23 protein-coding genes are annotated in these 24,206 nt (G+C 71.7%); 12 read left to right on the forward strand and 11 right to left on the reverse strand.

The genetic code is table 11. The features are described from left to right. Window positions 1-11: 11 nt before the first annotated feature. On the forward strand, window positions 12-1,307 hold the full coding sequence (locus BM204_RS01875) for a C39 family peptidase (RefSeq protein WP_091109923.1): 1,296 nt from the start codon (window positions 12-14) through the stop codon (window positions 1,305-1,307). 4 nt (window positions 1,308-1,311) lie between these two features. On the opposite strand, the gene BM204_RS01880 is transcribed toward BM204_RS01875, so the two are convergent. Beyond that, window positions 1,312-2,046: an SDR family oxidoreductase gene (locus BM204_RS01880; protein WP_091109924.1), complete on the reverse strand. Its 735-nt coding sequence runs from the start codon at window positions 2,044-2,046 to the stop codon at window positions 1,312-1,314. Beyond that, window positions 2,043-3,587, reverse strand: coding sequence for a molybdopterin-dependent oxidoreductase (locus BM204_RS01885; protein ID WP_091109925.1), 1,545 nt, complete (start codon window positions 3,585-3,587; stop codon window positions 2,043-2,045). Before BM204_RS01885 ends, BM204_RS01880 begins: the two co-directional genes overlap by 4 nt. 32 nt (window positions 3,588-3,619) lie before the next feature. Here BM204_RS01885 and ispF point away from each other — a divergent pair, with 32 nt between their 5' ends. Further along, window positions 3,620-4,108 (forward strand): 2-C-methyl-D-erythritol 2,4-cyclodiphosphate synthase, encoded by a 489-nt coding sequence (ispF, locus tag BM204_RS01890; RefSeq protein ID WP_218031106.1) that lies wholly within the window; start codon window positions 3,620-3,622, stop codon window positions 4,106-4,108. A gap of 6 nt (window positions 4,109-4,114) precedes the next feature. On the opposite strand, the gene BM204_RS01895 is transcribed toward ispF, so the two are convergent. Continuing rightward, a complete protein-coding gene (locus BM204_RS01895; RefSeq protein ID WP_091109927.1) occupies window positions 4,115-5,155 on the reverse strand; it encodes a hypothetical protein in 1,041 nt (346 codons plus the stop codon). Further along, on the reverse strand, window positions 5,152-6,357 hold the full coding sequence (locus BM204_RS01900; RefSeq protein ID WP_143099625.1) for a PrsW family glutamic-type intramembrane protease: 1,206 nt from the start codon (window positions 6,355-6,357) through the stop codon (window positions 5,152-5,154). Before BM204_RS01900 ends, BM204_RS01895 begins: the two co-directional genes overlap by 4 nt. 193 nt (window positions 6,358-6,550) lie before the next feature. Between BM204_RS01900 and BM204_RS01905 the strand changes: the two genes are divergently transcribed. The 3 genes from BM204_RS01905 to BM204_RS01915 are packed head-to-tail and all read left to right on the forward strand — an operon-like array spanning window position 6,551 to window position 14,155. Next, window positions 6,551-9,469: a M4 family metallopeptidase gene (locus tag BM204_RS01905; protein ID WP_091109930.1), complete on the forward strand. Its 2,919-nt coding sequence runs from the start codon at window positions 6,551-6,553 to the stop codon at window positions 9,467-9,469. Window positions 9,470-9,473: 4 nt separating this feature from the next. Further along, entirely contained in the window at window positions 9,474-12,359 is a 2,886-nt protein-coding gene (locus BM204_RS01910) for an outer membrane protein assembly factor BamB family protein (RefSeq protein ID WP_091109932.1), read from the forward strand. Then, a complete protein-coding gene (locus tag BM204_RS01915; RefSeq protein ID WP_091109934.1) occupies window positions 12,356-14,155 on the forward strand; it encodes a hypothetical protein in 1,800 nt (599 codons plus the stop codon). The genes BM204_RS01910 and BM204_RS01915 overlap by 4 nt, the downstream gene beginning before the upstream one ends. Here the strand turns inward: BM204_RS01915 and nirD are convergent. After that, window positions 14,131-14,493, reverse strand: coding sequence for a nitrite reductase small subunit NirD (gene nirD / locus BM204_RS01920; RefSeq protein ID WP_091109935.1), 363 nt, complete (start codon window positions 14,491-14,493; stop codon window positions 14,131-14,133). The genes BM204_RS01915 and nirD overlap by 25 nt on opposite strands. A 126-nt stretch (window positions 14,494-14,619) precedes the next feature. Here nirD and BM204_RS01925 point away from each other — a divergent pair, with 126 nt between their 5' ends. After that, on the forward strand, window positions 14,620-15,336 hold the full coding sequence (locus BM204_RS01925) for an IspD/TarI family cytidylyltransferase (RefSeq protein ID WP_091109937.1): 717 nt from the start codon (window positions 14,620-14,622) through the stop codon (window positions 15,334-15,336). Here BM204_RS01925 and BM204_RS01930 read toward each other — a convergent pair. Together BM204_RS01930 and BM204_RS01935 are read right to left on the reverse strand one after the other, a co-directional pair. Continuing rightward, window positions 15,320-15,883, reverse strand: a complete 564-nt coding sequence (locus tag BM204_RS01930; RefSeq protein WP_091109938.1) for a 2-C-methyl-D-erythritol 4-phosphate cytidylyltransferase — start codon at window positions 15,881-15,883, stop codon at window positions 15,320-15,322. The genes BM204_RS01925 and BM204_RS01930 overlap by 17 nt on opposite strands. Before the next feature lie 101 nt (window positions 15,884-15,984). Beyond that, window positions 15,985-16,470 carry a CarD family transcriptional regulator gene (locus BM204_RS01935; RefSeq protein ID WP_091109940.1) on the reverse strand — a complete coding sequence of 162 codons (486 nt, stop codon included), beginning with the start codon at window positions 16,468-16,470 and terminating at the stop codon, window positions 15,985-15,987. A 211-nt stretch (window positions 16,471-16,681) separates the two neighbouring features. Between BM204_RS01935 and BM204_RS01940 the strand changes: the two genes are divergently transcribed. The 3 genes from BM204_RS01940 to BM204_RS01950 all read left to right on the forward strand — a co-directional run bounded on the left by BM204_RS01940 (window position 16,682) and on the right by BM204_RS01950 (window position 18,969). Beyond that, window positions 16,682-17,587: a UbiA family prenyltransferase gene (locus tag BM204_RS01940; protein ID WP_091109941.1), complete on the forward strand. Its 906-nt coding sequence runs from the start codon at window positions 16,682-16,684 to the stop codon at window positions 17,585-17,587. Window positions 17,588-17,660: 73 nt separating this feature from the next. Continuing rightward, the gene (locus BM204_RS01945; protein ID WP_091109943.1) at window positions 17,661-18,221 is read left to right on the forward strand and encodes a copper chaperone PCu(A)C; all 561 of its coding nucleotides are present in this window, start codon (window positions 17,661-17,663) and stop codon (window positions 18,219-18,221) included. Window positions 18,222-18,225: 4 nt separating this feature from the next. Next, window positions 18,226-18,969 carry a phosphoglyceromutase gene (locus BM204_RS01950; RefSeq protein WP_091109945.1) on the forward strand — a complete coding sequence of 248 codons (744 nt, stop codon included), beginning with the start codon at window positions 18,226-18,228 and terminating at the stop codon, window positions 18,967-18,969. 19 nt (window positions 18,970-18,988) lie between these two features. Here BM204_RS01950 and phoU read toward each other — a convergent pair whose 3' ends face one another. Then, a complete protein-coding gene (phoU, locus tag BM204_RS01955; RefSeq protein ID WP_091109946.1) occupies window positions 18,989-19,648 on the reverse strand; it encodes a phosphate signaling complex protein PhoU in 660 nt (219 codons plus the stop codon). A 122-nt stretch (window positions 19,649-19,770) separates the two neighbouring features. Here phoU and BM204_RS01960 point away from each other — a divergent pair, with 122 nt between their 5' ends. The 3 genes from BM204_RS01960 to BM204_RS01970 all read left to right on the forward strand — a co-directional run bounded on the left by BM204_RS01960 (window position 19,771) and on the right by BM204_RS01970 (window position 22,615). Beyond that, window positions 19,771-20,925, forward strand: coding sequence for a sensor histidine kinase (locus BM204_RS01960; protein ID WP_091109948.1), 1,155 nt, complete (start codon window positions 19,771-19,773; stop codon window positions 20,923-20,925). After that, a complete protein-coding gene (locus tag BM204_RS01965) occupies window positions 20,922-21,599 on the forward strand; it encodes a response regulator (protein WP_091109950.1) in 678 nt (225 codons plus the stop codon). Before BM204_RS01960 ends, BM204_RS01965 begins: the two co-directional genes overlap by 4 nt. Before the next feature lie 74 nt (window positions 21,600-21,673). Beyond that, window positions 21,674-22,615 carry a DMT family transporter gene (locus tag BM204_RS01970; protein WP_091110061.1) on the forward strand — a complete coding sequence of 314 codons (942 nt, stop codon included), beginning with the start codon at window positions 21,674-21,676 and terminating at the stop codon, window positions 22,613-22,615. Between the two features lie 6 nt (window positions 22,616-22,621). Here BM204_RS01970 and BM204_RS01975 read toward each other — a convergent pair whose 3' ends face one another. The 3 genes from BM204_RS01975 to BM204_RS23410 all read right to left on the reverse strand — a co-directional run bounded on the left by BM204_RS01975 (window position 22,622) and on the right by BM204_RS23410 (window position 24,196). Next, window positions 22,622-23,353, reverse strand: coding sequence for a FliA/WhiG family RNA polymerase sigma factor (locus BM204_RS01975; protein ID WP_091109951.1), 732 nt, complete (start codon window positions 23,351-23,353; stop codon window positions 22,622-22,624). Between the two features lie 67 nt (window positions 23,354-23,420). Next, entirely contained in the window at window positions 23,421-23,699 is a 279-nt protein-coding gene (locus tag BM204_RS22490; protein WP_170259037.1) for a hypothetical protein, read from the reverse strand. An 80-nt stretch (window positions 23,700-23,779) separates the two neighbouring features. Beyond that, window positions 23,780-24,196, reverse strand: coding sequence for a type II secretion system protein (locus BM204_RS23410; protein WP_091109952.1), 417 nt, complete (start codon window positions 24,194-24,196; stop codon window positions 23,780-23,782). Between the last annotated feature and the right edge of the window lie 10 nt (window positions 24,197-24,206).

The raw sequence follows: 24,206 nt of genomic DNA on the forward strand, positions 1-24,206 counted from the left end.
ATCGTGGAGCGGTGCGCCCTTCCCCCGCCGACCTGTCCGACCGCCTGCTCCGCCCGCTCCTCACCGTGGGCCTCGCCGCTGCGCTCGCCGCGCCCCTGGCCCCCGCGAGCGCGGAGCCCCACGAGCGCGCCCAGCGCGCTGCGGAGCCCCGTCGCATCGCGCACACCCAGTGGGAGAGCGGCAACGACTTCCGCACCGGGACGATGGCCGGCACGCTCTTCGTCAAGGGCAGCCTGGGCGTCGTGAAGGCGCCGAGCGCCCGACGCACCTACGCCGGCCGGGCCTACGAGCTGGGCCGGTGGACCTCACCCTGGGTCGCCCCGCGCTTCGGGCTCACCGAGCTCATCGCGTCCTGGGACGCCACGACGCCCGGCGACAGCTGGATCGAGGTCGAGGTGCGCGGCAAGGACGCCGCCGGCGCCACGTCGTCGTACGACGTGCTGGGGCGGTGGACGTCGGGTGACGGGTTCACGCGGCGCAGGAGCGTCTCGGGTCAGACCGACGACCTCGGCGCCGTCAGCGTCGACACCTGGCGCAGCACCGCCGCCGCGGGCCTGACCTCGTGGCAGCTGCGGGTCTCGCTGATGCGCCGACCCGGTGCCCGCACCGCCTCCCCCACCCTCGACGCCGTCGGTGCCATGGCCTCGCGCGTGCCGAGCGGCAGCGTCGCGACCTCGAGGCCGGGCGTCGCCCGGGGGATCGTGCTGGACGTGCCGCGCTACTCCCAGATGATCCACCAGGGCCACTACCCCCAGTGGGGCAACGGCGGAGAGGCATGGTGCTCCCCGACCTCGACCTCGATGGTGCTCGGCTACTACGACGCTCTCCCCGATCCGGCGACCTACACCTACGTCCCCCAGGGCCACGTGAACCCGTGGGTCGACCACGCCGCTCGGATGACCTACGACGCCTCCTACGAGGGCGCCGGCAACTGGCCGTTCAACACTGCCTACGCCGCACCGCTGGCCGGCAGCGCGTTCGTCACGCGGCTCCGCTCGCTGCGCGAGGCCGAGCAGCTCGTGAAGGTCGGCATCCCCGTCATCGCCTCGATCGCCTTCGACCGGGGTCAGCTCTCCGGTGCACCGATCTCGTCGTCCAACGGCCACCTGCTGGTGATCGTCGGGTTCACCGAGGCCGGCGACGTCGTGGTCAACGACCCGGCCGCGGCCAGCCGCGCCGGAGTGCGGCGCACGTATGACCGTGGACAGTTCGAGAACGTGTGGCTCCCGCGCTCGGGGGGCACCGTCTACGTCATCACCGACGACGCGCACCCGCTGCCGAGCCCGGACGACTACACCAGCTGGTGACTCCTCAGACGCCGTAGCCGCCGTCGACGTCGAGCTTCTGACCGCTGATGAAGCCCGCACGGTCGGAGGCCAGGAAGCAGACGGCCTCGGCGACGTCGGCTGCGGTGCCGAAGCGGCGCAGCGGGATGTTGCGGCGGGTGATGGCGAGAGCGTCGTCGTCGAGCTCGCCGGAGCTGATCAACCGCTCGGCCATGCCGTCGGTGAGCATGCCGGGTCCCACGCAGTTGACGCGGACCCCGAATCGGCCCTCCTCGGCGGCCAGGCCACGGGCGATCGCCTCCACCGCTGCCTTGGGCGCGGCGGACAGCCCGTCGCGGACGGGGAAGCGCGTGGTCGCGGCCGTCGTCACCGCGACGATCGAGCCGGCGGTGGCACGCAGGTGCACCAGCGCAGGCCGGGCGACGGAGAAGAACCCGGCGGCGTCGGCCGAGAGCTGGGCGGTCATCGCCCGCGGCTCGACCGCGGAGAGGTGGCGCATCGGGACGTGCGGCCCCGCGGCGTAGACCAGCGTGTGCAGGCCGCCGAGGTCGGCCACCGCCCGCTCGACGACGGCCGCGCCGGCGGCGTCGTCCCCCAGGTCCAGCTCGTAGGACGGGTGGTCGCCGTCAGGGCGTCGCGTGCGGTAGGTGAGGGCCACGGCCGCCCCGCGCGCGGCGAGCATCGTGGCGATCGCCGCGCCCAGGCCACCGCTGCCGCCGACGACGAGGGCGCCGCCGGTGCGCCCGGCGAAGTCGCTCACGACGCCGTGAAGTCGATGGTGTGCCAGCCGGTGGCGCCATCGGGCAGGACGTCTGCCAGTGCCCCCGTCTGCACCAGGCCGGTCTTGTCGGTGGCCCGCACGCGGACGGTGTGGTCACCGGGCTCGACGTCGACGACCGCGCGCCACTGCACCCAGGTGTCGTCGGTGCCGGGACTGGAGACCTCGCCGGCCAGCCACTCGCCCCCATCGACGGCGACCTCGATCCCGGCGATGCCGGTGTGCTGCGCCCAGGCGGTGCCGCCGAAGGTGACCTCACCGGCGTCGACCCGGTCGCCCGAGCCCGGGACCTCGACGCGGGAGGACATCTTGATCGGGCCGAGCTCGCCCCAGCCCTTGGTGGTCCAGTAGGCGTCGAACTCGGAGAACTTCGTGACCTCCATGTCGACGACCCACTTGGTCGCCGAGACGTAGCCGTAGAGGCCCGGCACGATCGTGCGGACCGGGAAGCCGTGCTCGATCGGCAGCGGCTTGCCGTTCATCGCGACGGCCAGCATCGCGTTGCGGTCGTCGGTCAGCGCCTCGATGGGAGTGCCGCAGGTCCAGCCGTCCTCGGAGGTCTGGAGCACCGCGTCGGCCTCGGGATCGACGCCGGCCTCGGCGAGGATGCTGGCCAGCCGGACCCCGCTCCACCAGGCGTTGCCGATGAGGGGCCCGCCGACCGGGTTGGACACGCAGCAGATGGTGATCCAGGACTCGTCGATCTCGCGGGCCATCAGCTGGTCGTAGGTCAGCACGATCTCCTGCTCGACCATGCCGTGGATGCGGATCGACCAGTCCTTCGGGTCGATGGCCGGCTTCACGAAGGCGGTGTCGATCAGGTAGAAGTCGTCGGCGGGGGTCATCCAGGGGGAGATCCCGTCGATGTCCACGAGGGCAGCGTTCGGCACGTCCGGCTCGGTGATGCCGTTGAGGCGCAGCAACCGCCGGGTCTCCTCGACGCGACGTCGGCCGGCGCCGAGGAATCGGCCGCCCAGGCTGAGCACGCCGACGGCGCCGGCGACGAGGCCCGCCCGCAGCACGAACCCGCGGCGGGTCTGGCCCGTCGGGCTGCTCGGGGCCGGCTCGTCGGACGCCGCCGCGTGCCGGTCGGCGGCACGCAGCGGCTCGGTCAGCAGCGACAGCGCGACCACCCAGGTCACGAGGCCGAGCGCGACCGGGACGACGTCGGTCGTCGAGGACGAGGCGGGGGCGAGCACCGCGATCCCGCCGAGGACGGCGAGCACGACGTAGACCAGCGTGGGCGCCCACGACGAGCGGCGGGCGAGGAGACCGACGTAGGCGAAGAGGGCGCAGGCGACGACGAGGATGACAGCGACCAGGATCGGCTTGTCGTTGGTGCCCAGGGTCTGGATGCCCTGCTCGACGGCCGCCCCGGGCGCGAGCCGGACGATCCCCTCGGCGATCGCCACCACAGGTGACTCGCGGATCGAGAGGGCCGCGGCCAGGAAATAGCTGGTCGCCAGGCCGGCGAGGCCGGCGAGGAGCCCGGCCAGGGCCCAGGCGGAACGCGTCGTCTTCACACGCTCCAGTGTGGCTCAGGCATGATCAGCACGTGAACCAACAGTCCTTACGGATTGGTGTCGGCACCGACGTCCACCGTCTTGTCTCCGGCACCCCCCTCCACCTCGCCGGGCTGCACTGGCCGGACGAGCCGGCCGGGCTCGAGGGTCACTCCGACGCCGACGTCGCCGCGCACGCGGCGTGCGACGCCCTGCTCTCCGCGGCCGGCCTCGGCGACCTCGGCTCGCACTTCGGCACCGCCGAGCCCCAGTGGGCCGGAGCCTCGGGCTCGGCCCTGCTCGGCGAGAGCGCCCGCCGGCTGCGCGCGGCCGGCTTCGAGATCCTCAACGTGGCCGTCCAGGTCATCGGCAACCGGCCCAAGGTCGGCCCGCGCCGGGCCGAGGCCGAGGCGGCCCTGTCGGCCGCCGTCGGCGCTCCGGTATCCGTCTCGGCCACCACCACCGACGGCCTCGGCCTCACCGGCCGGGGCGAGGGGGTCGCCGCCATCGCGACCGCCCTCGTCCTGGCCCCGCCGGCCTGACCAGCCTCAGCCCACCCCTGCGAACGTGTCGAGCGAGCCGCCGATGACCGGGAACCACGTCGGGATCGAGGCGTCGAAGTCCTCGGGCGGCGAGTGCTCGACGTTGAGCATCAGGACGGACCCGTCCTGGCGGACGGCCGCGAAGATCTTGCCGTAGAGCGGGAAGCTGCCCTGCGCGTCGACCCACAGCGCCTGGTAGTCGATCGAGGCCAGGGACACGATCGACCCGAAGGCCTCCTGCGGCGCCACGTCGTAGACCTCGAGCTGGGTGTAGCTCTCCCCACCGGTGAAGTAGGCGAGGTTCTGCTGCAGCACGCTGGACGCCTCGACCGAGGGGTCGGCGACACCGGTGAGGGCGTAGATGAAGCTGCTCTCCCCGTTGCTCAGGCTGAGCGAGTCCTCACCCTGCGCGTCGATCGTCCACTCGGGGGGCACGATCACCTGGACCCCGTTGGACCCGATGGCCACGCCGCTGCCGCTCGGCGCCGGCGGCACCGGCTCCGTCGGCTCGATCGGCTCGGTCGGCACGGGCTCGCTCGGGGCGGGCTCAGTCGGCGTGGGCGCCGGCGGAGTGCTCCCGTCGGGCTGCGGCGGAGCGGACCCGACCGGCTCCGGGTCGAGGATGCCCGACCCACTGCCACCCGGGGTCACCTCGGCGGAGCTCGGCCTCTCGTCGTCGCCACCGCCGAACACGACGGCCGCGATCCCACCGAGCGCGCCGACGGCCACGACACCGGCCACGATCAGCCCGATCGTCTTGCCCTTGCTGGAGCTGTGGTTGCTGCCGGCCGGAGGACCGGTCTGCTGCCACGGAGCTGCCGGCGGCGGCCCCCCGGCGTACGCCTGTCCGGGCTGGGGTGGGTAGCCGGGCTGGGGCGGGAAGCCCTGCTGGGGCGGGGCGTAACCCTGCTGGGGCGGGGCGTAACCCTGCTGGGGATAGGCCTGCGCCGGCGGCACCGGCTGCTGGCCGGGCTGCTGCTGGGGCACCATCTGGGTCGCGGGCGCCGGCTGCTGGGCCGGCTGCTGGGGCTGGGTCGGGTCGCTCATGCCACGCCTCCCGCCGGGCCGGAGCCGGTGTCAGCGTCGGGGGCCGGCGCCCCGTAGGGCGGGCTCCCGTCGGCAGGCAGCGCCTGTGTGGTCATGACCTTGCGGGTCTGCCGCGAGGTCGAGCGGACCGACGTGCCGCAGACGATGCAGAAGTGCGACCCGGCCAGCAGCATGTTCTCGCACTCGGGGCAGAAGGTCTCGACGAAGGTCTCGCGCGAGGAGACGTCGGACTTGGCGGCTGCCTCGACCGCTGCCTCGAGCAGTGCGGCCTGCATCATCACGCGGATCCGGATGATGAGGACCGCGAGGATCACAAAGCCCCAGATCAGGCCGAGTCCCTGACCGAAGGGCAGGTAGGACAGCAGTCGCACACCGACCCAGTAGAGGACGTTGACACCGGCGGCGAGGGCGAAGTTCTTGGCGTAGTAGGCCGTGAAGCCGTCGTAGCCCTCACCCTTGCCGGAGAAGGCCGCGACCGCGATGCCGGTGGCGGTGCCGTAGATCAGCGACTTGACGACCATCAGGTTGACGACCACGACGATCCAGGTCGCGAGGCCCTGCTCGGTGCGGAGCTGGTCGCTGGTGAAGACCGCCTGGTAAAGCACGATCGTCTCGAAAGCGGCGTACGCCGTCCCGGCGGCGACGCCGAAGGTCAGCCCGTCGATCATGTCGTCGAACTGCGGAAGCCGCGCCAGGAAGACCGCTGGGAGGTTCTTGACGACCTCGGCGATCAGCGGCAGCAGCACCGAGAAGAGCAGCAGTGCCTTGAACGACAGGCCGTCGATCCCGCCACGCGCGGCGAAGCTGGCGAACTCGGTGTCGAAGGCCCACTGGAAGAACACCAACGACACCAGGGCCGCGAGGATCCCGGTGACGAGGAAGAGCCCGATGACGACGGGGGCCGGCGCGTCCTCCCAGAGGTTCACGTCGTAGATGTAGACCAGGTAGGTGATGGGGATCAGGAACGCGGCGGCGGCGATGGCGATGGGCAGCAGACCCAGGGCCGTGGCGCCGACGATGAGGACCGCCGAGACGATCATCGCCCAGCGGTAGTTGTCGGCCGTCTCGCGGTTGGTGTGCGGCATGATCGTGGAGATCAGCGCGAACTGGTTGACCCCCTCGGACGACTGCACCGCATAGCTGCGTTGCGTCGTGGCGTTGGCGTGCTGCGACGTGCCGCACCGGTGGCAGAAAGCCGCCACGTCCGGGTTGTCGGATGAGCAGGTGGAACAGGACACGACGATCCCTCCAGTCCTCGACGGAGACCCGCGAGCTTCTCGCTGGTCGCCGCATGATGGCAGGAATCAGCAGCACCAGTGGCAATTCGCACGCCCTGATCACTCCCGGAAAGAATTCGTTGACAGTCCATCGTTCGGAACCCACACTCTCGCCACCATGCCTTTGCCACGCACGCTGCCGCAGCCTGCCTCCCCTGCTCCCCCCCGGATGTGGGGGCGCACCGTGCTGGCCCCGCTGGTCTGTACCAGCGCCCTGTTCCTGACCGCCTGCCAGTCCGACCCGCCGCTGGTCGACGACGACGTCACGGTGCAGGTGCTGGTCGTCTCCGACGTATGGCTCCAGGGCGTCGAGGCGGACCGCGACGACAGCCAGGCCCGCATCGCCGCCCTGCGGTCGGGGGTCCAGGACCTGCGCGACTCCACGGGCTCCGGCTGGGTGGGGCGCCAGGACGACCTGACCGGCTTCCTCACCGAGCTCTCGGGCGGGCGCTACGACGCCGACGGCACCGACGGCTCCGAGGACCCCGCGCAGGCCTTCGTCGACGAGGCCGCACTGAGCCTCTTCGGTGTCGCTCCCGACCAGCTGGCCCTGGGCGAGCCCTCGGCCCCGACGGTGACCGGGAGCGCGACCCTCCGGGCCGAGCAGCAGGTCGACGGCGTGCCCGTGCTCGACGGCGAGCTGGTGCTCACGATCGGGCAGGCGGCCGACGACCCCAGCCTGACCGCGGTGCGGGGCCGGGTCTTCCCGGACCTCATCACGCCCACCAGCCCCACCGTGAGCGCGGCACGCGCTGCCCGGATCGCCGCCAGGCTCTCCGGCGGGTCGTCCCAGGGCGCCGCGGAGCTCGTCGTGGTCCCGACCGACACGGGCCGGCTGACCTGGCGGGTCTACGTCGCCGGCACGTCCGCGGGCGAGCAGGGCACGACCCTCGCCGACGGTGAGTACTTCATCGACGCCGCCACCGGGGAGCTCGACAGCGTGCGACCCGCCTCTGCCGAGGGCAAGCTGCTCACGCCCGGCGCCAACGCGATGTCGGACTACCTGGGCCGCGCCCGGACCATCCGGCCCCTGCCCACCACGGGGCTCCTCGACCCCACCGCCGCCGACGCGGTCGCGGTCAGCGGCGACGACCCGACCGGCCGAGGCCCGCTCAGCGCGACCGGTGTGCGGCTGGACGACGGCACGATCGCGCTGTGGGACACCACCGTGGCGACGTACGACGCCGCGACGACCGAGGGTGGCATCGAGACCTACGACATGGCCGGTGGCGGTGACAGCGACCTGCCCGGGGAGCTGGTCACCAGCCCCGGCGCCCAGATCGCCGACACCGAGGCGATCGGTGCCCATGCTGCGGCGCGGACCGTCTACGACTACTACGCCGCACTGGGTCGCGCCTCGTGGGACGGCGTAGGCGGCACCCTCGTCTCGTCGGTCAACTACGGCCCCTCAGACTTCTGCAACGCGTTCTTCAGCTCAGGCCTCCAGCCGCCGCAGATCGTCTACGGCGAGCCCTGCCAGCCCGGCCCGGAGCTGCTCGACACCACCGAGGTCGACATCGACATCGCCGGCCACGAGATCACCCACGGCGTCATCGACACGTCGGCCAACCTGACTTACTCCGGGCAGTCGGGAGCCCTCAACGAGTCGTTCGCGGACTACTTCGGCAACGTCATCGGCAATGCAGCCACCGGCGCCGACGGTGGCTCGCTGTTCGAGGGCGGGTGCGCGGCCATCACCTCCGACACCGGCTACTGCACGCCCGACCCGGAGGGCAACTACTCCCAGCGCTACCTGCTCAACGGGACGTCCTTCGACGACTACCTGCGCATCCTCGACGTGGGCTACCGCTTCCAGCTCCTGGGGATCGAGACCCAGGACCACGGCGGGGTGCACTCCAACTCCGCCATCTGGAACAACGCCCTGTGGTCGATCCGCTCCCGCCTGGCCCAGATCGACGGGGTCAGCGGCAACGAGTCCCCGCTGGCGCAGGACTTCGACAAGATCGTCTACGCCGCGCTCACCACGCAGCTCGGCCCCACCTCGGGCTACTTCGACGCCCGCGACGCCGTGGAGCAGACGATCATCGACGCGGGTGCCGATCCGGTGGTGCTGCGCACCGCCCGCGAGATCTTCGACCAGCTCAACATCTGCGTCGGCTGCTCCGACCTCGGCACCATCCCGGGCACCCCGGTCACCGGGGCGGCCCAGACCCAGCAGGCGCCCACCGTCTCCGGCGACCAGATCGCCTGGCTGGACCTCAGCGCTGCGGACCGCTACTTCGGCGTCGCCTCGTCGGCCAGGGTCGGCGCGACCCCCACAGCCGTCGGCGGGGCCCGCGACACCATCCAGGTCGCCTACGCCGGCGATGCCCTGGTCACCCTCGACGCCAAGGGCCTGGTGAGCCGTTTCCTGGACGGTGGGTCCGAGGCCCTGGGGAGCGTGGACGCCGACCCCGCCGTCGCCGCCGGCCTGGCGGGCTCCGACACCGGCGCCGCCTGGGTCTCTGCCGCCGAGGGCCTCGTCTACTACGTCGACGCCGCCGGCTCCCTGACCAGCGCCCCGCTGCCGGCCCAGGACTCCTCGATCGTGGGGCTCGGCACGGGCGACGGCACTGTCGCACTCGGCACCGATCCCGGCACCGTCATGGTGTGGACCCCGGGACAGGGCGAGCCCCGGGTCCTCGGGTCGATGCCCAGCGCCGTCGTGTCGGTCGCGGCGCACGGTGACCACGTCGTCGCCGTCGACCTCGAGGGCAACGCCGCCCTCTTCGACGCGGCCGGCAACCGCACCGAGCTCAGCTCGTCGGCCTCCCCGTTCGGGGCGGCCGCCAACGGTGACTACGCCATCTGGGCGGAGTCGGTGAAGCCGATCGAGTCCGCGGTCGTGGGTGGCGAGTCGCCCTACCCCGACACCGACCTGTACCTCTACTCCTACGCGAGCGGCACGATCTACAGCCTCATGACCCAGACCGGCCAGCAGGGCTTCCCTGCTATCTCCGGTGACCGGATCGTCTGGCAGGACGCCGCCTTCGGGGGCGACGACATCCTGACCGCCACCATCCCGTCCGGCCTCTGAAGCCGTGGCCGCGCGACTGCGCCGGGCCGCTTCCTGGGTGCCGGCGCTGGTCGTCGTGCCGCTGGCCATGGCCGGGGCGTTCGTCGTCTCCCAGCCCGAGGATTCCTTCCCCGAGCTGTCCCGGCTGCACCCGCTCGAGCTGGGCACCACATGGGTCTACGCCGTCTCCTCCGACGGGGTCCCCTCCGGCACCCGCACGCGCACGGTCCGTGGCGACGCCGGCCTGATCGACGCGGACGGGCTGGTCGACGCCGTCCAGGTCTCGAGCGACTACACCGACTACCCCGGCTCGGGAGCGCGGTCGTCGATGACCTACCTCGGGCTGCGTGACGAGTCGATCCTGCAGTTCTCCCTGCGCCAGGACCTCGTCGACACCCCGCTCGACCCGCCGGCCCCGGCCTACCGGTTGCCCCTCGAGGAGGGCACCTCCTGGTCCTACGACGGCACTCTCGGCGACACCGCGATCACCTACGACGTCACGCTCGAGCGGATCGAGGACCTCGAGGTCGGCGGTCGCACGTTCGTCGACTGCGCCTACTTCGTCAACGAGCTCGACCTGGTCTTCTCCGACGGCAGCAAGGGAGACCACGAGGTCACCGAGGAGTGGACCTGCCCCGGCTTCGGACCGGTGCGGGTCATCTCCACGATCGAGGCCCAGGACCGGGTGGTGATCGAGGAGCTCGTGGAGTTCCACGGCGTCGAGCGCGACTGGCGCGCCGCAGAGGCCGACGCTGTCACTCAACCCTCCGTCGTACCCCTCGGCGCGACTGCGGCCGTGACCCCGGCGCGGACCAACGCGGTGCCCGACGGCGAGCTGTCCTCGCAGCTGGCGTGGAGCGACGCGCGCGACCAGCGCTTCCTCTTCGGGCCCGCCTCCGACGGCGAGGTCATGGTGATGGGCGACCAGGTCGGCGACCTCGCGGCCACGGAGGTCGACACCGGCGCCGTGCGCTGGCGGCTGGCCGTGCCCGGGCCGATCGTCGCGGCGCCGGTCATCGTGGGTGACGTGGTGCTCGTGGCCGACGCCGACAAGAACCTGCTCGCCCTCTCGACCGCGACCGGCGACGCCCGCTGGGTCCGGCACTTCGACGACGTGGTCTCCGCGGCACCGACCGCCCTCGGCGAGAGCGTGCTCGTGGCGACCGACGACGGCCGGGTGAGCGCGCTCGCGCTGGCCGACGGCTCGGTGGTCTGGAGCGACCTCCGGTCCGGCCCCGTACGACGACCTCCCGCGGCCACCGCAGACCGCTGGGTGGTCGCCGACGAGTCGGGCGCCGTCACGGTCTACTCCGAGACCGGCGAGGACCTCTGGTCCACGTCGCTGGAGGAGGGCCTGGCGGTGGGGCCCGCGATCGGCGAAGCCCTGGGGCAGGACCGCGTGCTGTTGGCCGACCTGGGCGGCGTCCTCTACGCCTACGACGTCGACGACGGGGAGCTGGCGTGGGAGACGACCCCCCGCGGCTTCCCCAGCGAGGCCTTTGCCGTCGCGGACGGGACCGTGGTGGCCGTGCAGGACGCCGAGCGCATCGAGGCCTTCGACCTCGAGGACGGGTCGACCCGGTGGAGCGGGACGGGCTCGCGGCTCTACGGCGCCCCGGTCGTCGTGGGCGACGAGGTCGTCACCGTCAACACGACCGGGGACGTGGTGGTCCGCGCCCTCGCGACCGGCGACGTGGTGGACCGCTGGTCGCTGCCCCACGTCACCCCGGAGGCCCGGCTGGACGCCGACGTCGACCCGACGGTCGTCGGCGACACCCTCGTCCTGGGTGCCGCGGTCACCGCCGCCGAGACCACCGCGGCGCTCTACGCCTACCCGTTCGGTGACGTCCCTGCCACGTCCGGCGTCTACCTCACGACCGACGACGTGCGCTCCATGGGCGCCAGCCCGTCGGGCCCGCCCGCGTTCGACGGCGACCTGGCCTTCGTCGGTGGGCTCGACTCGGTGCTCTACTCCCTCTCCGCCTCCGGCAGCGCGACCGGCAGCGCCACCGGGCTGCACACCACCTCGGGCTACCAGCCCGCGCCGGCCGCCGGGCAGGGCCTGGTGGTCGCGCAGCTCAGTGACCAGCTCGGCGACCGCTACGTCGCCTACGCGACCGACGACCTCGGGGCAGGGCCCGTGTGGACGTCGCCCTCGGTCGAAGCCTCGCCCGGTGTGAGCCCCGCGATCGGCGAGGACGCGGTGTTCCTGCCGCGCTACAACGAGGGACTGGCCGCCGTCGAGCTCGACGGCACGCCCCGCTGGGACATCACGATCCCCAACGCCTTCGCCCCCACCACCCCCCTCCCCCTGCCTGGCGGTGACGTCCTCTACGGCGCCGGCGGGTTTAGTCGCTTCGCCGGCGCCACGGGTGAGGCGCTGTGGACCGACGTCGACGCGCAGCTCCCCGGCCACCCGGCGTACGACGACGGGCTGGTGGTCGCCGACGTCCTCCGCTTCGGCGGGACCAGCGGCCTCGTGGCCTACGACGCCGTGACCGGTCAGGAGCGGTGGACCGTTGCCGGCGACAACCCACTCTTCGGCGGCGGCCCGGCCATCGCCGACGGCGTCGTGGTCAGCGTCGACGCCGGCGGACGCGTCGTGGCGGTCGACGCCGAGGACGGCGCCGAGCTGTGGGGCCTCCAGCTCGACACCGCACCCGGGGGTCGGCCCGTCGTGGTCGACGGACGGGTCTTCCTGCTCGAGCTCGGGCGCACCGAGGACCTCTTCAGCCGGGACTTCCGGCTGAGCGTCCACGACCTGCACACCGGCTCCTTCCTGGCCGCCTACGAGCCGACCACCACGCCCTTCGTGAACCTGCCCGTCCTCACAGCGACTGCCGACGGACGGGTCGTCGTGCCCAACGGCACCGACTTCGGCGCCCTGCTGCTGATGGAGCCCCGGTCATGAGCCGCCCCCGCCAGGCCGTCGGCCGTGCCACCAAGGTCGCCCGGCCGCTGTGGGAGACGACGTTGCGCGATCCGGTGCGCGACGGGCACCTGCGCCTGGACGGCCTGACCGGGTTGCAACGGCAGCTCGCCAAGGTCGGCCTGGTCGCGACGGCCCTGCTGCTGGTCTCGGTGCTCTTCGCGGACGTGTGGCGAGGCGGCGACCTGTTGAGCCTCTACTTCGAGCTGACACCGACCTTCGTGCCGCGCGGGCTGATGCCGGTGACGCTCGTGACGATGACGATCGCGTGGTCGCTGCTGCTCTGGGGGGCGCTGTCGGCCGGACCGCTCGTCAAGGTGTTCGTGGGTGCGATGTTCGGGCTCACCGGGGCGCTCTTCCTCGCGCCGAGCTCGATCAACACCAACGACTCCTGGATCCTCGAGCACGGACCCATGGTCGTGAAGGCCTGCTACTACACCGTCCTCGGCTGCGTCGTCCTCTCCACGCTCCTCCATCCGCTGACGCGGGCACGCCGCTGGGCGACGTACGTCCTCCAGCTGGTCTCGCTGGTGGCCGTCTGCGGGTTCTTCCTCGGCGACCTCGCGGTCCACGTCGCCTACGTCGAGCAGGGCTTCGACTCCACGACCCAGTCGCTGGTCGGCGGGGCGATCGACGAGATCGACTCCTTCCTGGTCCCGCTCGTGTACGCCGCCGCGGTCGCGGTCGTGAAGTTCGGCCTGGACGTGTCGACCAGCATCACCAGCGGTCTCGACGAGCTCTCCGTCCGCGCGCTGCGCTGGGTCGTCCTGGCCCTGGTGCTGGTGAAGCTGTGGTTCGTGCTGGTGTCGCGATGGGACTACTGGCTGACCTACGCGTCCGGACGCGGGCCCTCGGTCGTGCGCACGCTGGTGTCGCTCGTGCTGCTGGCACTGGTGGTCTGGCTCGTCACGCGCTTCACCGTCACCCCCGACTTCGGCGCCGCACGGGAGCGACTGATCTACGGCTCCAGCGTCGGCTTCGCCCTGACCTTCCTGGTCGTCGTCACGGCGTCGTGTGCCGGCATCTTCGCGGTCACGGTCGTCCGGACCGACGATGTGCCGGAGTTCGTCGGCTGGCTCACCGGGGACTGGCTGGTCGAGTGGGGCCCCATCACCGTGGCGAGCCTCGCCCTGGTCGCCGGCATCTGGCTGCTGCGCCGCCGGCGTCGTACGACGATGGGCTCGGAGGTCGGCTCCGGCCTCGTCGTGGTCGCGGCCTGGTCCCTGCCGTCGCTGCTGATCGCCAGTGCGGGGACCACCGCCGGCTTCCAGGACCAGCTCTTCGACGTGGCGATCACCCTGCTGCTGCTGGGCGCCCTGCTGGTCTGGTGGCGACGGTGGGAGGGACCCGGCCTGGTGTCCCTGGCGGCGATCACGCTCTTCGCGTGGCTGGTGATGAGCCGTGGTGACTACATCGCCTTCCTCGGCTCGGTCCTGGGGCTGCCCGCCATCGTGGTGACCGTCTTCGGCATCGCCTACGTCGTGGCGAGCGACGCCGGCTTCACCGCGACCAGCAGTCGCCGGCTGCCGCAGGGCTCACGGGTGCTGCTCTTCGTCGGCTACCTGTTGTTCTCGGTCACGATCCTGCACTGGGACGCCGCGAGCCACGGCCAGACGCCCGACGCCCAGCTCAACGCCGCGTTCTTCTACCTCGGCATCCCGATCGCCGCGTGGCTGCTCGGTCGCCAGCTGGTGCCGCGCGCCGACGACCTGGTGGAGGACGAGCCGGAGAGCATGGCACCGGACGACAGTCCTCAGGCCGCGTTGACCTTGCGGTGACCGACGAGCACGACGCCCTCGACCACCTTGACGTCGTAGGCCGGCACGGAGACGTGCGCGTCGTCGAGGCACTTGCCGCTGCGCAGGTCGAAGGCGTGCCTGTGGGCAGGCGAGGCGACGAACGGGATGTCCCCGCGAGTGCCCACGATGCCGCGGGCGATCACCGAGGCCTTCGCGAAGGGATCGTGGTTGCCCAGGGCATAGACGTGGTCGTCGGTCGTGCGGAAGATCGCGATGGCTTGACCATGGACCAGCGCGGTCACGCCGCGCTCGACCTCGAGCTCGGCCACCCGGCAGACCGGTTGCCACTCCTCTGCGTGAGGGGAGCGAGGCGCCATCGCGACCTCCTTTCGTGGTCCAGAACCTAGGTCGCCCGTGTGTGGGGGCTGTTTCGTCGTGTAACAGCCGTGAAACGAAACCCGACGCCCCCCACTCCGCCTGAGCGTCTCTCCTAGGCTGACCCGGTGCCTGCCGCCGTCGTGATCCTCGCCGCCGGGTCCGGCACCCGCGTCGGCGCTGCCGTCAACAAGGTCCTGCTCCCCCTCCTCGACCGCCCGGTGCTGGCCTGGTCGGTGCGCGACGCCCTCGCCACCCCGGACGTACGACGGGTGCTGCTGGTCGTGCGCGACGGCGAGCAGGAGGACGTGGCAGCAGCCATCGAGCCGTTCCTGGCCCCTGAGCCCGGCGCCGAGCCCCGTGCCGAGGTCGGCCTGGTCCTCGGCGGCACGTCGCGCCACGACTCCGAGTGGGCAGCGTTGCAGGCCCTCGCGCCCGAGATCATCTCCGGCGCGATCGACGTCGTGGCGATCCACGACGGGGCCCGACCGCTGGCCGGCCAGGCCTTGCTCCAGGCGGTCCTGGCGGTCGCGCTCGAGCACGGCGGGGCGATCCCCGTGGTGCCGTTGGCCGGGGTGGTGAGCCGGGCCGGCGCCCCCCTGCCCGCGGGGCAGCCATCGGCAGTGCAGACCCCGCAGGCCTTCGCCGCACCGGCACTGCTCGCCGCCTACGAGCAGGCGGAGGCGGCCGGCTTCGGCGGCACCGACACCGCGAGCTGCCTCGAGCGCTTCGGCTTGGGCGTCATCCACGCGGTCCCCGGCTCGGCGCGCAACCTCAAGATCACCTTCCCCGAGGACGTCGCGGTGGCCGAGGCGCTCACCGCGGACCTCACGACGGCCGGGTGAGGGCTGCCAGGACGGCGAGGTCGTCCAGCGACCCGACGCGACGCGCCTGCGCCGGCGCCTCGACGTACTCCACGGGGAAGCGGGCCGCCAGGGCCGCCACGAGCTCAGTGAAGTCGAGGCCCGGCAGCTCGTCGAGCGCCTCGACCACCCCCGCGGGCAGCACCACCGGGGAGCAGATGGTGAGCAACCCGTCGCGGTCGACGGTCTCGCCGACCACACCGTCCACGACGCCCTTGACGGTGTCGGTGACGGGGCGGACCCCCACGATGACCGCCGAGGTCGCCACGGCGCGTTCGAGGCAGGCCGTGATGAACCAGCCGGGCGTCATCGGGCACAGGCTGTCGTGCAGGACGAACGGCTCGCCGGCGTCCACCAGGCCGGCCCACTCGGTGCCGAGGTCGACCGGTGTCACGCCGGACTCCCCCAGCGCCCAGGCCGCGCAGGTCACGAGCGCCTCACCGTGGAGCAGCGCGAACGGCAGCGAGCCGCGCTCCTGCTCGATCACGGCGCCGAGGGCAGGGGTGGGTTCGTCGTCGTACGTCGTCATGGTGCCGCCACTCTAGGCAGGGCAACGCCGAAGGCCCCCGGCACGGTGCCGGGGGCCTTCGGTCGAAGCGGTGGATCAGGTGGATCAGGTGCTGGGGTGACTCACGAGGCGAGGACCTCGTCGAGGATGGCCTCGGCCTTGTCCTCGTTGGTGTGCTCGGCCAGGGCCAGCTCGGAGACCAGGATCTGGCGCGCCTTGGCCAACATCCGCTTCTCGCCGGCCGAGAGGCCACGGTCACGCTCGCGACGCCACAGGTCGCGCACGACCTCGCCGACCTTCATGACGTCGCCGCTGTGCAGCTTCTCCAGGTTGGCCTTGTAACGACGCGACCAGTTGGTCGGCTCCTCGACGTGCTCGGCGCGGAGGACGTCGAACACACGCTCGAGCCCCTCCTTGTCGACCACGTCGCGCACTCCGACCAGGTCCAGGTTGCAGGCCGGAACGCGCACGACCAGGTCCTGCTGGGCAACGATCCGAAGAACGAGGTATTCCCGGTCCTCCCCCTTGATCGTCCGCATCTCGATGTCCTCGATGATGGCGGCCCCGTGGTTTGGGTAGACAACCGTTTCGCCGACGGTGAAAGTCATATGTAGTAGACCCCTTCCTAGGTGACCATTCTAACACGGGTTTTCGTCGGTCTGGTCAGCGTTTCTGCAGGTCAGGGGCCCATTCTGGGCTTGACAGAATCCCGGTTCGTATGGTGGCGCCTTCGGTCCGGCCACGTCCGGACGTGCCTTTTCTGCCCCGCTTCCCGCTTGTTTGCCTCATGCGGGCCCCCTCGTGACCGATACTGCACGGATGGCGAAAAAGCAGCGCTGGAAGCCGAGCAGCACCGCCGGGGAGGGTCCGGTCCCGGAGACCGGCGGCAGGGCCGAAGCCGAGGAGGTGTCCCGGGGAGGGGACACGGTCCTCACCGAGGTGCCGCCGGACGACGGGTCCCTCACGCCCCCGGTCACGGCTGCCCCCGACCCGCAACGACGAGCCCCCGGGCGGCTCGGGCTGCGGGACCGGTTGCCGATCCTGCTCCTGCAGGCCGCCCACCCGCGCCAGGCGGTGCTGACGGCGGCCGGCCTGGCGGCCGCAGCAGCCCTCTCCGGTCGCCCCACCCGCGAGGTCGCGGTCGTGCTGGCGACCGTGCTCGTGGGCCAGGTGATCCTGGGCTGGCACAACGACCTGGTCGACCGACGCCGTGACGCCCGCCACGACCAGCCCGGCAAGCCGCTCGCGACCGAGCGCCTGGACCCGGGGACCGCGTGGTTCGCGCTCACCTGCGGCGTGCTGCTCGTCGTACCCCTCTCCATCACCTCGGGCATCAACGCCGGCAGCGCCTACCTGCTCGCGCTCGGCGTGGGCCTGCTGGGCAACGTCGTGCTGCGCAAGGGCAAGGCGTCCTGGCTGCCCTGGGCGGTCTCCTTCGGCCTGTTCCCCGCTTTCCTCTCCTACGGCGGCTGGGGCGGGGCCTTCGAGGGCACGCCGCCCACGTGGCAGATGACCGGGCTGTTCGCGCTGCTCGGCATCGGCGTCCACGTGCTCCGTGCGTTGTGGGGCCTCGTGGCCGACAACGAGGACGGCTGGACCTACCTGCCGCTGGCCCTCGGTCTGCGGCTCGGCGCGACCCGGCTGCTGGCGCTGGCCGGGGCCTACACGTCGGTGGTGCTGGTGCTGATGGCGTTCGCGGCGACGTACGTCGGGCTGCGCCAGTGAGTGCTGACGTCGGACGCTAGGCTGGTCGTGTTCATCGCCGCCCCGGCGCCCGTCCGATCCGAAGGCCCTGACGATGCATCACCACCGCAAGCTCGCGCTCACGGTAGGCGCGCTCGTGCTGTCCGCTCCCGTCCTGACGGGTTGCGGCTTCAACTACGCCACCAACCGGGTCAACACGACCACCAACGCCACCTTCAACCGGGACAAGGCGGTCGACGTGGTCGGCGCCCAGGTCGTCGCCGAGGGACCGGGCTCCGGCTCGCTGTATGCCCGTCTGGTCAACAACTCCCCGGCGGGCACCGAGCTGGTCTCCGTCGCCGGCTCGGGCGACACGGTCCTGACCGTCAGCACCATCGAGTCCTTCGTGCTCGGTGCCCGCGAGGGCGTCAACGTCGAGAACGTCGGTGGCGGCGTCCGGCTCACGGGCGACTTCATCGCCGGCGACCACATCCCGGTGGCACTCACCTTCTCCAACGGTGACGAGGTCGTGCTCGACGTCCCCGTCGTGCGGGCCTGTGGCTTCTACGAGGGCCTCGACAACGCTCCGCCCGCCGAGGACACCGCCGGGGAGGGCACCGCGGCCACGGAGACCGAGCTCTACTCGTGCGAGGCTCCCGAAGAGCACTCGGAGTGATCAGGTGACCTACACGCTCGTCCTGCTCCGCCACGGCGAGAGCGAGTGGAACGCCAAGAACCTCTTCACCGGCTGGGTCGACGTCCCGTTGACCGACAAGGGGCGCGCCGAGGCCGTGCGCGGCGGTGAGCTCCTCAAGGACGCCGGTGTCCTGCCCGACGTCGTCCACACCTCGCTCCAGCGCCGGGCGATCAACACCGCAGCGCTCGCGCTCGACGCCGCCGACCGGCACTGGATCCCGGTCAAGCGAACCTGGCGCCTCAACGAGCGTCACTACGGGGCGCTCCAGGGCAAGGACAAGAAGCAGACGCTCGAGCAGTACGGCGAGGAGCAGTTCATGCTCTGGCGGCGCAGCTTCGACACCCCTCCCCCGCCGCTGGCCGACGACGACGAGTTCTCCCAGGCCCACCTGCCGCAGTACGCCGACCTCGGCGCCGACCTGCCCCGCACGGAGTGCCTCAAGGACGTCATCGCCCGGATGCTGCCCTACTGGGAGTCCGAGGTGACCGCCGACCTGTCGTCCGGCAGGACGGTTCTCGTGGCCGCCCACGGCAACAGCCTGCGCGGCATCGTCAAGCACCTCGACGGCATCAGCGACGAGGACATCGCGGGCCTCAACATCCCCACCGGCATGCCGCTGGTCTACGAGCTCGACGACGCGTTCCGCCCGGTCACCGCCGGCGGCACCTACCTCGACCCCGAGGCGGCCGCCGCTGCTGCTGCGGCCGTGGCCAACCAGGGCCGCTGAGCACCGAGCAGCAGGGGCACTACTCCAGCGGGAGCGCGCTGGGGTTGTGACCGGTGACGACGAAGACGATCCGGTTGGCGACCGAGACGGCGTGGTCGGCGATGCGCTCGTAGTAGCGCCCCAGGAGGGCGATGTCGACCGCCGCCTCGACGCCTCCGGCCCAGTCGTCGGAGAGCAGCTCGGTGAAGCTCTTGCGGCGCAGCTGGTCCATGACCTCGTCGTCGCGACCCAGGGCGATGGCCGCCTCGACGTCGCGGCCGGTGATGATCTGCGAGACCCGGCGCACCATGTCCTCGGCCACCTCACCCATGCGGCTCACCGTGGGCTGCGCCTCGACGGGCACAGCCAGCTCCGGCACCCGCAGGCGGGCGATCTTCGCGACGTGGACCGACAGGTCGCCCATCCGCTCGAGCTCGCTGACCATCCGCAGCGCCGATACGACCGTGCGCAGGTCACCCGCCACGGGCTGCTGCAGCGAGAGCACGGAGAACGCGGTCTCCTCGACGGCCTCACGGGCACGGTCGATCTCGATGTCACCGCTGATCACCTGCTCGGCGATCGCGGCATCGCCGGTCATCAGGGCCTGGGTGGCCAGACCGACGGCCGTCTCGACCTGGCGGCAGATGCCGGCGAGGTCGGCGAACATCGCATCCAGCTGGTCATGGAAGAGCTCACGCATGACGCAGAGCCTAGGAGAAGACAGATGACGAGCCGGGGTTGGGTCGTGAACGCGCGATGAACAGTGCGAAGCCCCGCCCGGGTCGGCGAACTCGCGGTGAACTCGCCCGTACGATTCGAGACATGGACCCGACGACGCAGGCATTCCTCGCCGCGCTCCTCGGTGCTGTCGTCGCCGGCAGCGCCGTGCTCGCCTGGGCCATCAGCGACCGCCAGCAGCAGCGGGTCCCCGACGTGCAGGAGCCCGTCGTGCCTCCCGGGGTCGCGGCCGTCCTCTCGGTCCTGCGCAGCAGCGCGGTCGTGGTCGACGAGGCCGACGTGGTGCTCAAGGCCTCCGCGCCGGCCTACGCCTTCGGCCTGGTCCGCGGCACGCAGCTGGTCTCCGAGGAGCTCGCCGACCTGGTCAGCCAGGTCCGTCGGGACGGGCAGATCCGCGAGACCGAGCTGGTCATGGCGCGTTCCATCGGGCCCGCCCGCCACGTCACCGCCCGGGTCGCACCGCTCGGCTCCCGTCTCGTGCTCGCCCTGGTGGAGGACCGCACCCGCGAGCGACGCGTCGAGGCCGTACGACGAGACTTCGTCGCCAACGTCAGCCACGAGCTCAAGACCCCCGTCGGGGCGATCCGCCTGCTCGCCGAGGCCACGCACGAGGCCGCGGAGGACCCGGTCGCGGTCAAGCGCTTCGCCGACCGGATGCTGCACGAGAGTGACCGCCTCTCCCGACTCGTGCAGCAGGTCATCGAGCTGTCGCGGCTCCAGGGCGACGACCCGCCCGACTCCCCGATCCCGGTCGCCCTCGACGCGGTCGTCGAGATCGCCACCGACACCAGTGCCATCGATGCCGGCTCCAAGCACATCAACATCGTCACGAGCGGCACCCACGGGTTGAAGGTCCTCGGCAGCGAGGAGCAGATCACCGCCGCCGTGGCCAACCTGGTCGCCAACGCGGTCGCCTACTCCGAGCCCGACTCGACGGTGCTCGTCACGACCCGCGAGAGCGACGGCCAGGTCGAGATCTCCGTCGTCGACCAGGGCATCGGCATCCCCAACAAGGAGATCGACCGGATCTTCGAGCGGTTCTACCGCGTCGACCCCGCCCGCCACCGCTCCACCGGCGGCACCGGCCTGGGTCTCTCCATCGTCAAGCACGTCGCCGCCACCCACGGAGGCGACATCCGGGTCTGGTCCGCGGAGGGCCAGGGCTCGACGTTCACCCTCACCTTGCCCCACCATTCGTCCGGGGCCCCGAGCACCACCTACCAGGAGGACAGACCGTGACGCGTGTACTCGTCGTCGAGGACGAAGAGAGCTACAGCGACGCGCTCGCCTACATGCTCCGCAAGGAAGGCTTCGAGGTCGCGATCGCGGCCGACGGCAACGCGGCGCTCGTGGAGTTCGACCGCAACGGCGCCGACATCGTGCTGCTCGACCTGATGCTTCCCGGGATCCCCGGCACCGAGGTCTGCCGCACGATCCGCCAGACCTCCAACGTGCCGGTCATCATGGTCAGCGCCAAGGACGACGAGGTCGACAAGGTGGTCGGGCTCGAGCTCGGGGCCGACGACTACGTCACCAAGCCCTACTCCCCCCGTGAGCTGGTCGCCCGCATCCGCGCCGTCCTGCGCCGCGGCACCGACCCTGACCTCGCGCCCGACACCCTCGAGGCCGGCCCCGTCCGCATGGACGTCGAGCGCCATGTCGTGACCGTCAACGGCAGCGAGCAGCGGCTCCCGCTCAAGGAGTTCGAGCTCCTCGAGATGTTCCTGCGCAACCCCGGTCGCGTGCTCACCCGCGGCCAGCTCATCGACCGCGTGTGGGGCTCCGACTACGTCGGGGACACCAAGACCCTCGACGTCCACGTCAAGCGGCTGCGCGCCAAGCTCGAGCCTGAGCCGAGCGAGCCGAAGTACCTCGTCACCGTGCGTGGGTTGGGCTACAAGCTCGATCTGTGAGTCTGGCCGCATCTGGGCGCACCGTGTCCGAAACCCGCGTGTCACGGACCCGCGGCGGCACCTACGCTGACCACGTGAGCAGTACGACGAACCCCGCGACCACAGCCGATCCCCAGACCGCCACCCCCACCTGGCTCCCGCCGACGGCGGTGGCGGTCACGCTGGTGTTCTGGGCCTCGGCCTTCGTCGCGATCCGCCACCTGGGCGAGGACTTCTCCGCCGGCTCGCTGTCCCTCGGGCGGCTCCTCGTGGGGGCCGTCGTGCTCGGCGCGCTCGCCCTGACCCGGGGCCTCCCCCGCCCGACGAGCCGCGAGTGGGTCTCGATCGTGGCGATCGGCGTGTTGTGGTTCGGTGTCTACAACGTCGCTCTCAACGAGGGCGAGCAGCGCATCGACGCCGGCACCGCGGCGATGCTGATCCAGGTCTCGCCGGTGCTGATCGCCCTCCTGGCGGCGCTGTTCCTCTCCGAGCGTTTCTCCGTCTACCTCGGTCTCGGGCTGGCCCTCGCCTTCAGCGGCGTCGCGCTGATCGGCCTGGCCCAGCCCGAGGGCGGGGAGAGCGACGTGCTCGGGGTGGTGCTCTGCTTGGTGGCGGCCGTCGTCTACTCGATCAGCCTGATCCTGCAGAAGCCGCTCGTCGCCCGTCTGCCCGCGCTCACCGTCACCTGGCTGGCCTGCACGGTCGGTGCCGTGGCGTGCCTGCCGTTCTTTGGCACGCTGGTCTCCGAGACCCGCGCCGCGCCGACATCGTCGGTGCTGTGGGTGGTCTACCTCGGGGTGTTCCCCACGGCGGTCGCGTTCACGACGTACGCCTTCGCCCTCAAGCACATGAGCGCCTCGAGCCTGGGAGTCACGACCTACCTGGTGCCACCGATCACGATCGTCATGGGCCTGGTCCTCCTCGATGAGACCCCGCCGACGATGGCCTACCTCGGCGGCGCGCTCGCACTCGTCGGCGTCGCGGTGGCGCGACGCAAACCGCGCACCATCGCCCAGGAGTCGGCCCAGGCGGCGTGACGCGGTCTAGCGCGACAGGCTGGCGGCGAGCTCGACGCGCAGCGCCTTGGTCGCACGGCTGCGCAGCTGGCTGACGCGCGACTCGGTGACGTCGAGGACCTGGCCGATCTCGGCGAGGGTGAGGCCCTCGAAGAAGTAGAGCGCGACGATGACCTGGTCACGCTCGGGGAGCAGGCGCACGGCGCGCATCAGCAGCTCGCGCGTCCCCTCGTCCTCGAAGGCCTCGTCGAGGCGGGGGCCGCCGTCGTGGATCTCGGAGAGCTCGTCGTGGTCGACGCTCGCGACGACCGTCGGACGACCGAGGACCTCGCGCAGCTCGGGCAGCGGCAGGCCGGTCGCCTCGGCGAGCTCGGCGTCCTCGGGCGGGCGGCCCAGCCGCACCTGGAGCTCCTCGCGCACGCGGTCGACGTCGCGGACCTTGGTGCGCACGCTGCGCGGCACCCAGTCGGCGGCGCGGATCGAGTCGATGATCGCGCCGCGGATGCGCGGGACGGCGTAGGTCTGGAACTGCAGGCCGCGGTCGGGCTGGAACTTGTCGATCGCGTCCATCAGGCCGATGACGCCCTCGGAGACGAGGTCGGCCGACTCGACGCTCGGCGGGAGGCCGGCGCGCACGCGGCCGGCGACGTACTTGACCAACGGGGAGTACTGCAGGACCAGCCGGTTGCGCAGCTCGGTCGTCGGCTCGGCCGCGAACTGCGCCCACAGCGCTGCCGTGGGGTCGGGCTGCTCGGGCACGACGGGAGTATGGCACGCAGGTGACGCGTCAACGCGCACGCTCGCGCGGGCTGGGACCGAGGTGCGCTCAGTCGTCGAGGAAGGAGAGCTCGGCGAGGATCGCGGTCGAGCGGCGGGCGTCGACCAGCCCGCTCGCCGTCTGGTCGAACGGCGCCTCGTCGGCCGCCACGGGCGCCGGGTCGGGGTCGGGCTCGGGCTCGGGGTCGGGGTCGGGCTCGGGCTCGGGGTCGGGCTCGGGGTCGGGCTGGGGGGCCACGACCAGGGCCGGGGCCGGCGGCTGCTCGGTGTCGGGCCCGAGGAGGAGCTCGGTCAGCGCCGCGAGCTCGGCGGGGAGGTCGGGGTGCATGGCTGCTCCTGGGCGTCGGTGGGGGAAATGCCCGGACGGCGCGCCGGGGGACCTGGTCCCCCGGCGCGCCGAGTCACGAATTAGCCGGCAGGGGGCGGCGTCACCCCGGCGCATGCGCCGGCACCCGGGGTGCTGATCGGCTGCAGACCACCGTCGGTGGAGTCGTACATGAAGTATCCGGACCCGCCAGCGTTGGTGCCGACGAGGCAGAAGGCATCGATGGTGGGGTTCGCGAGAGTGACGTCGACGCCTTCGGTCTCAGTGGCGGGGTCGAGGGCAGCTCCAACATAGGTCTGCTTGTCAACGAAGAAGGTCTCGACCGCCGTGGCGGCGTTCTTCAGATCGGACTTGGTCGCGGAGTCGGCGGCCTTCTCGCGCTGGTTGAGGAAGGTCGGGATCGCGATGGCGGCGAGGATGCCGATGATCACGACGACGACGAGGAGCTCGATCAGGGTGAAACCCTGGTCCTTGGAGCGGGGCTGGGGGGTCTTGAGCATGAGGATTCTC

The sequence above is a fragment of the Nocardioides psychrotolerans genome (assembly GCF_900113685.1).
In the GTDB taxonomy this organism is placed as follows: domain Bacteria; phylum Actinomycetota; class Actinomycetes; order Propionibacteriales; family Nocardioidaceae; genus Nocardioides; species Nocardioides psychrotolerans.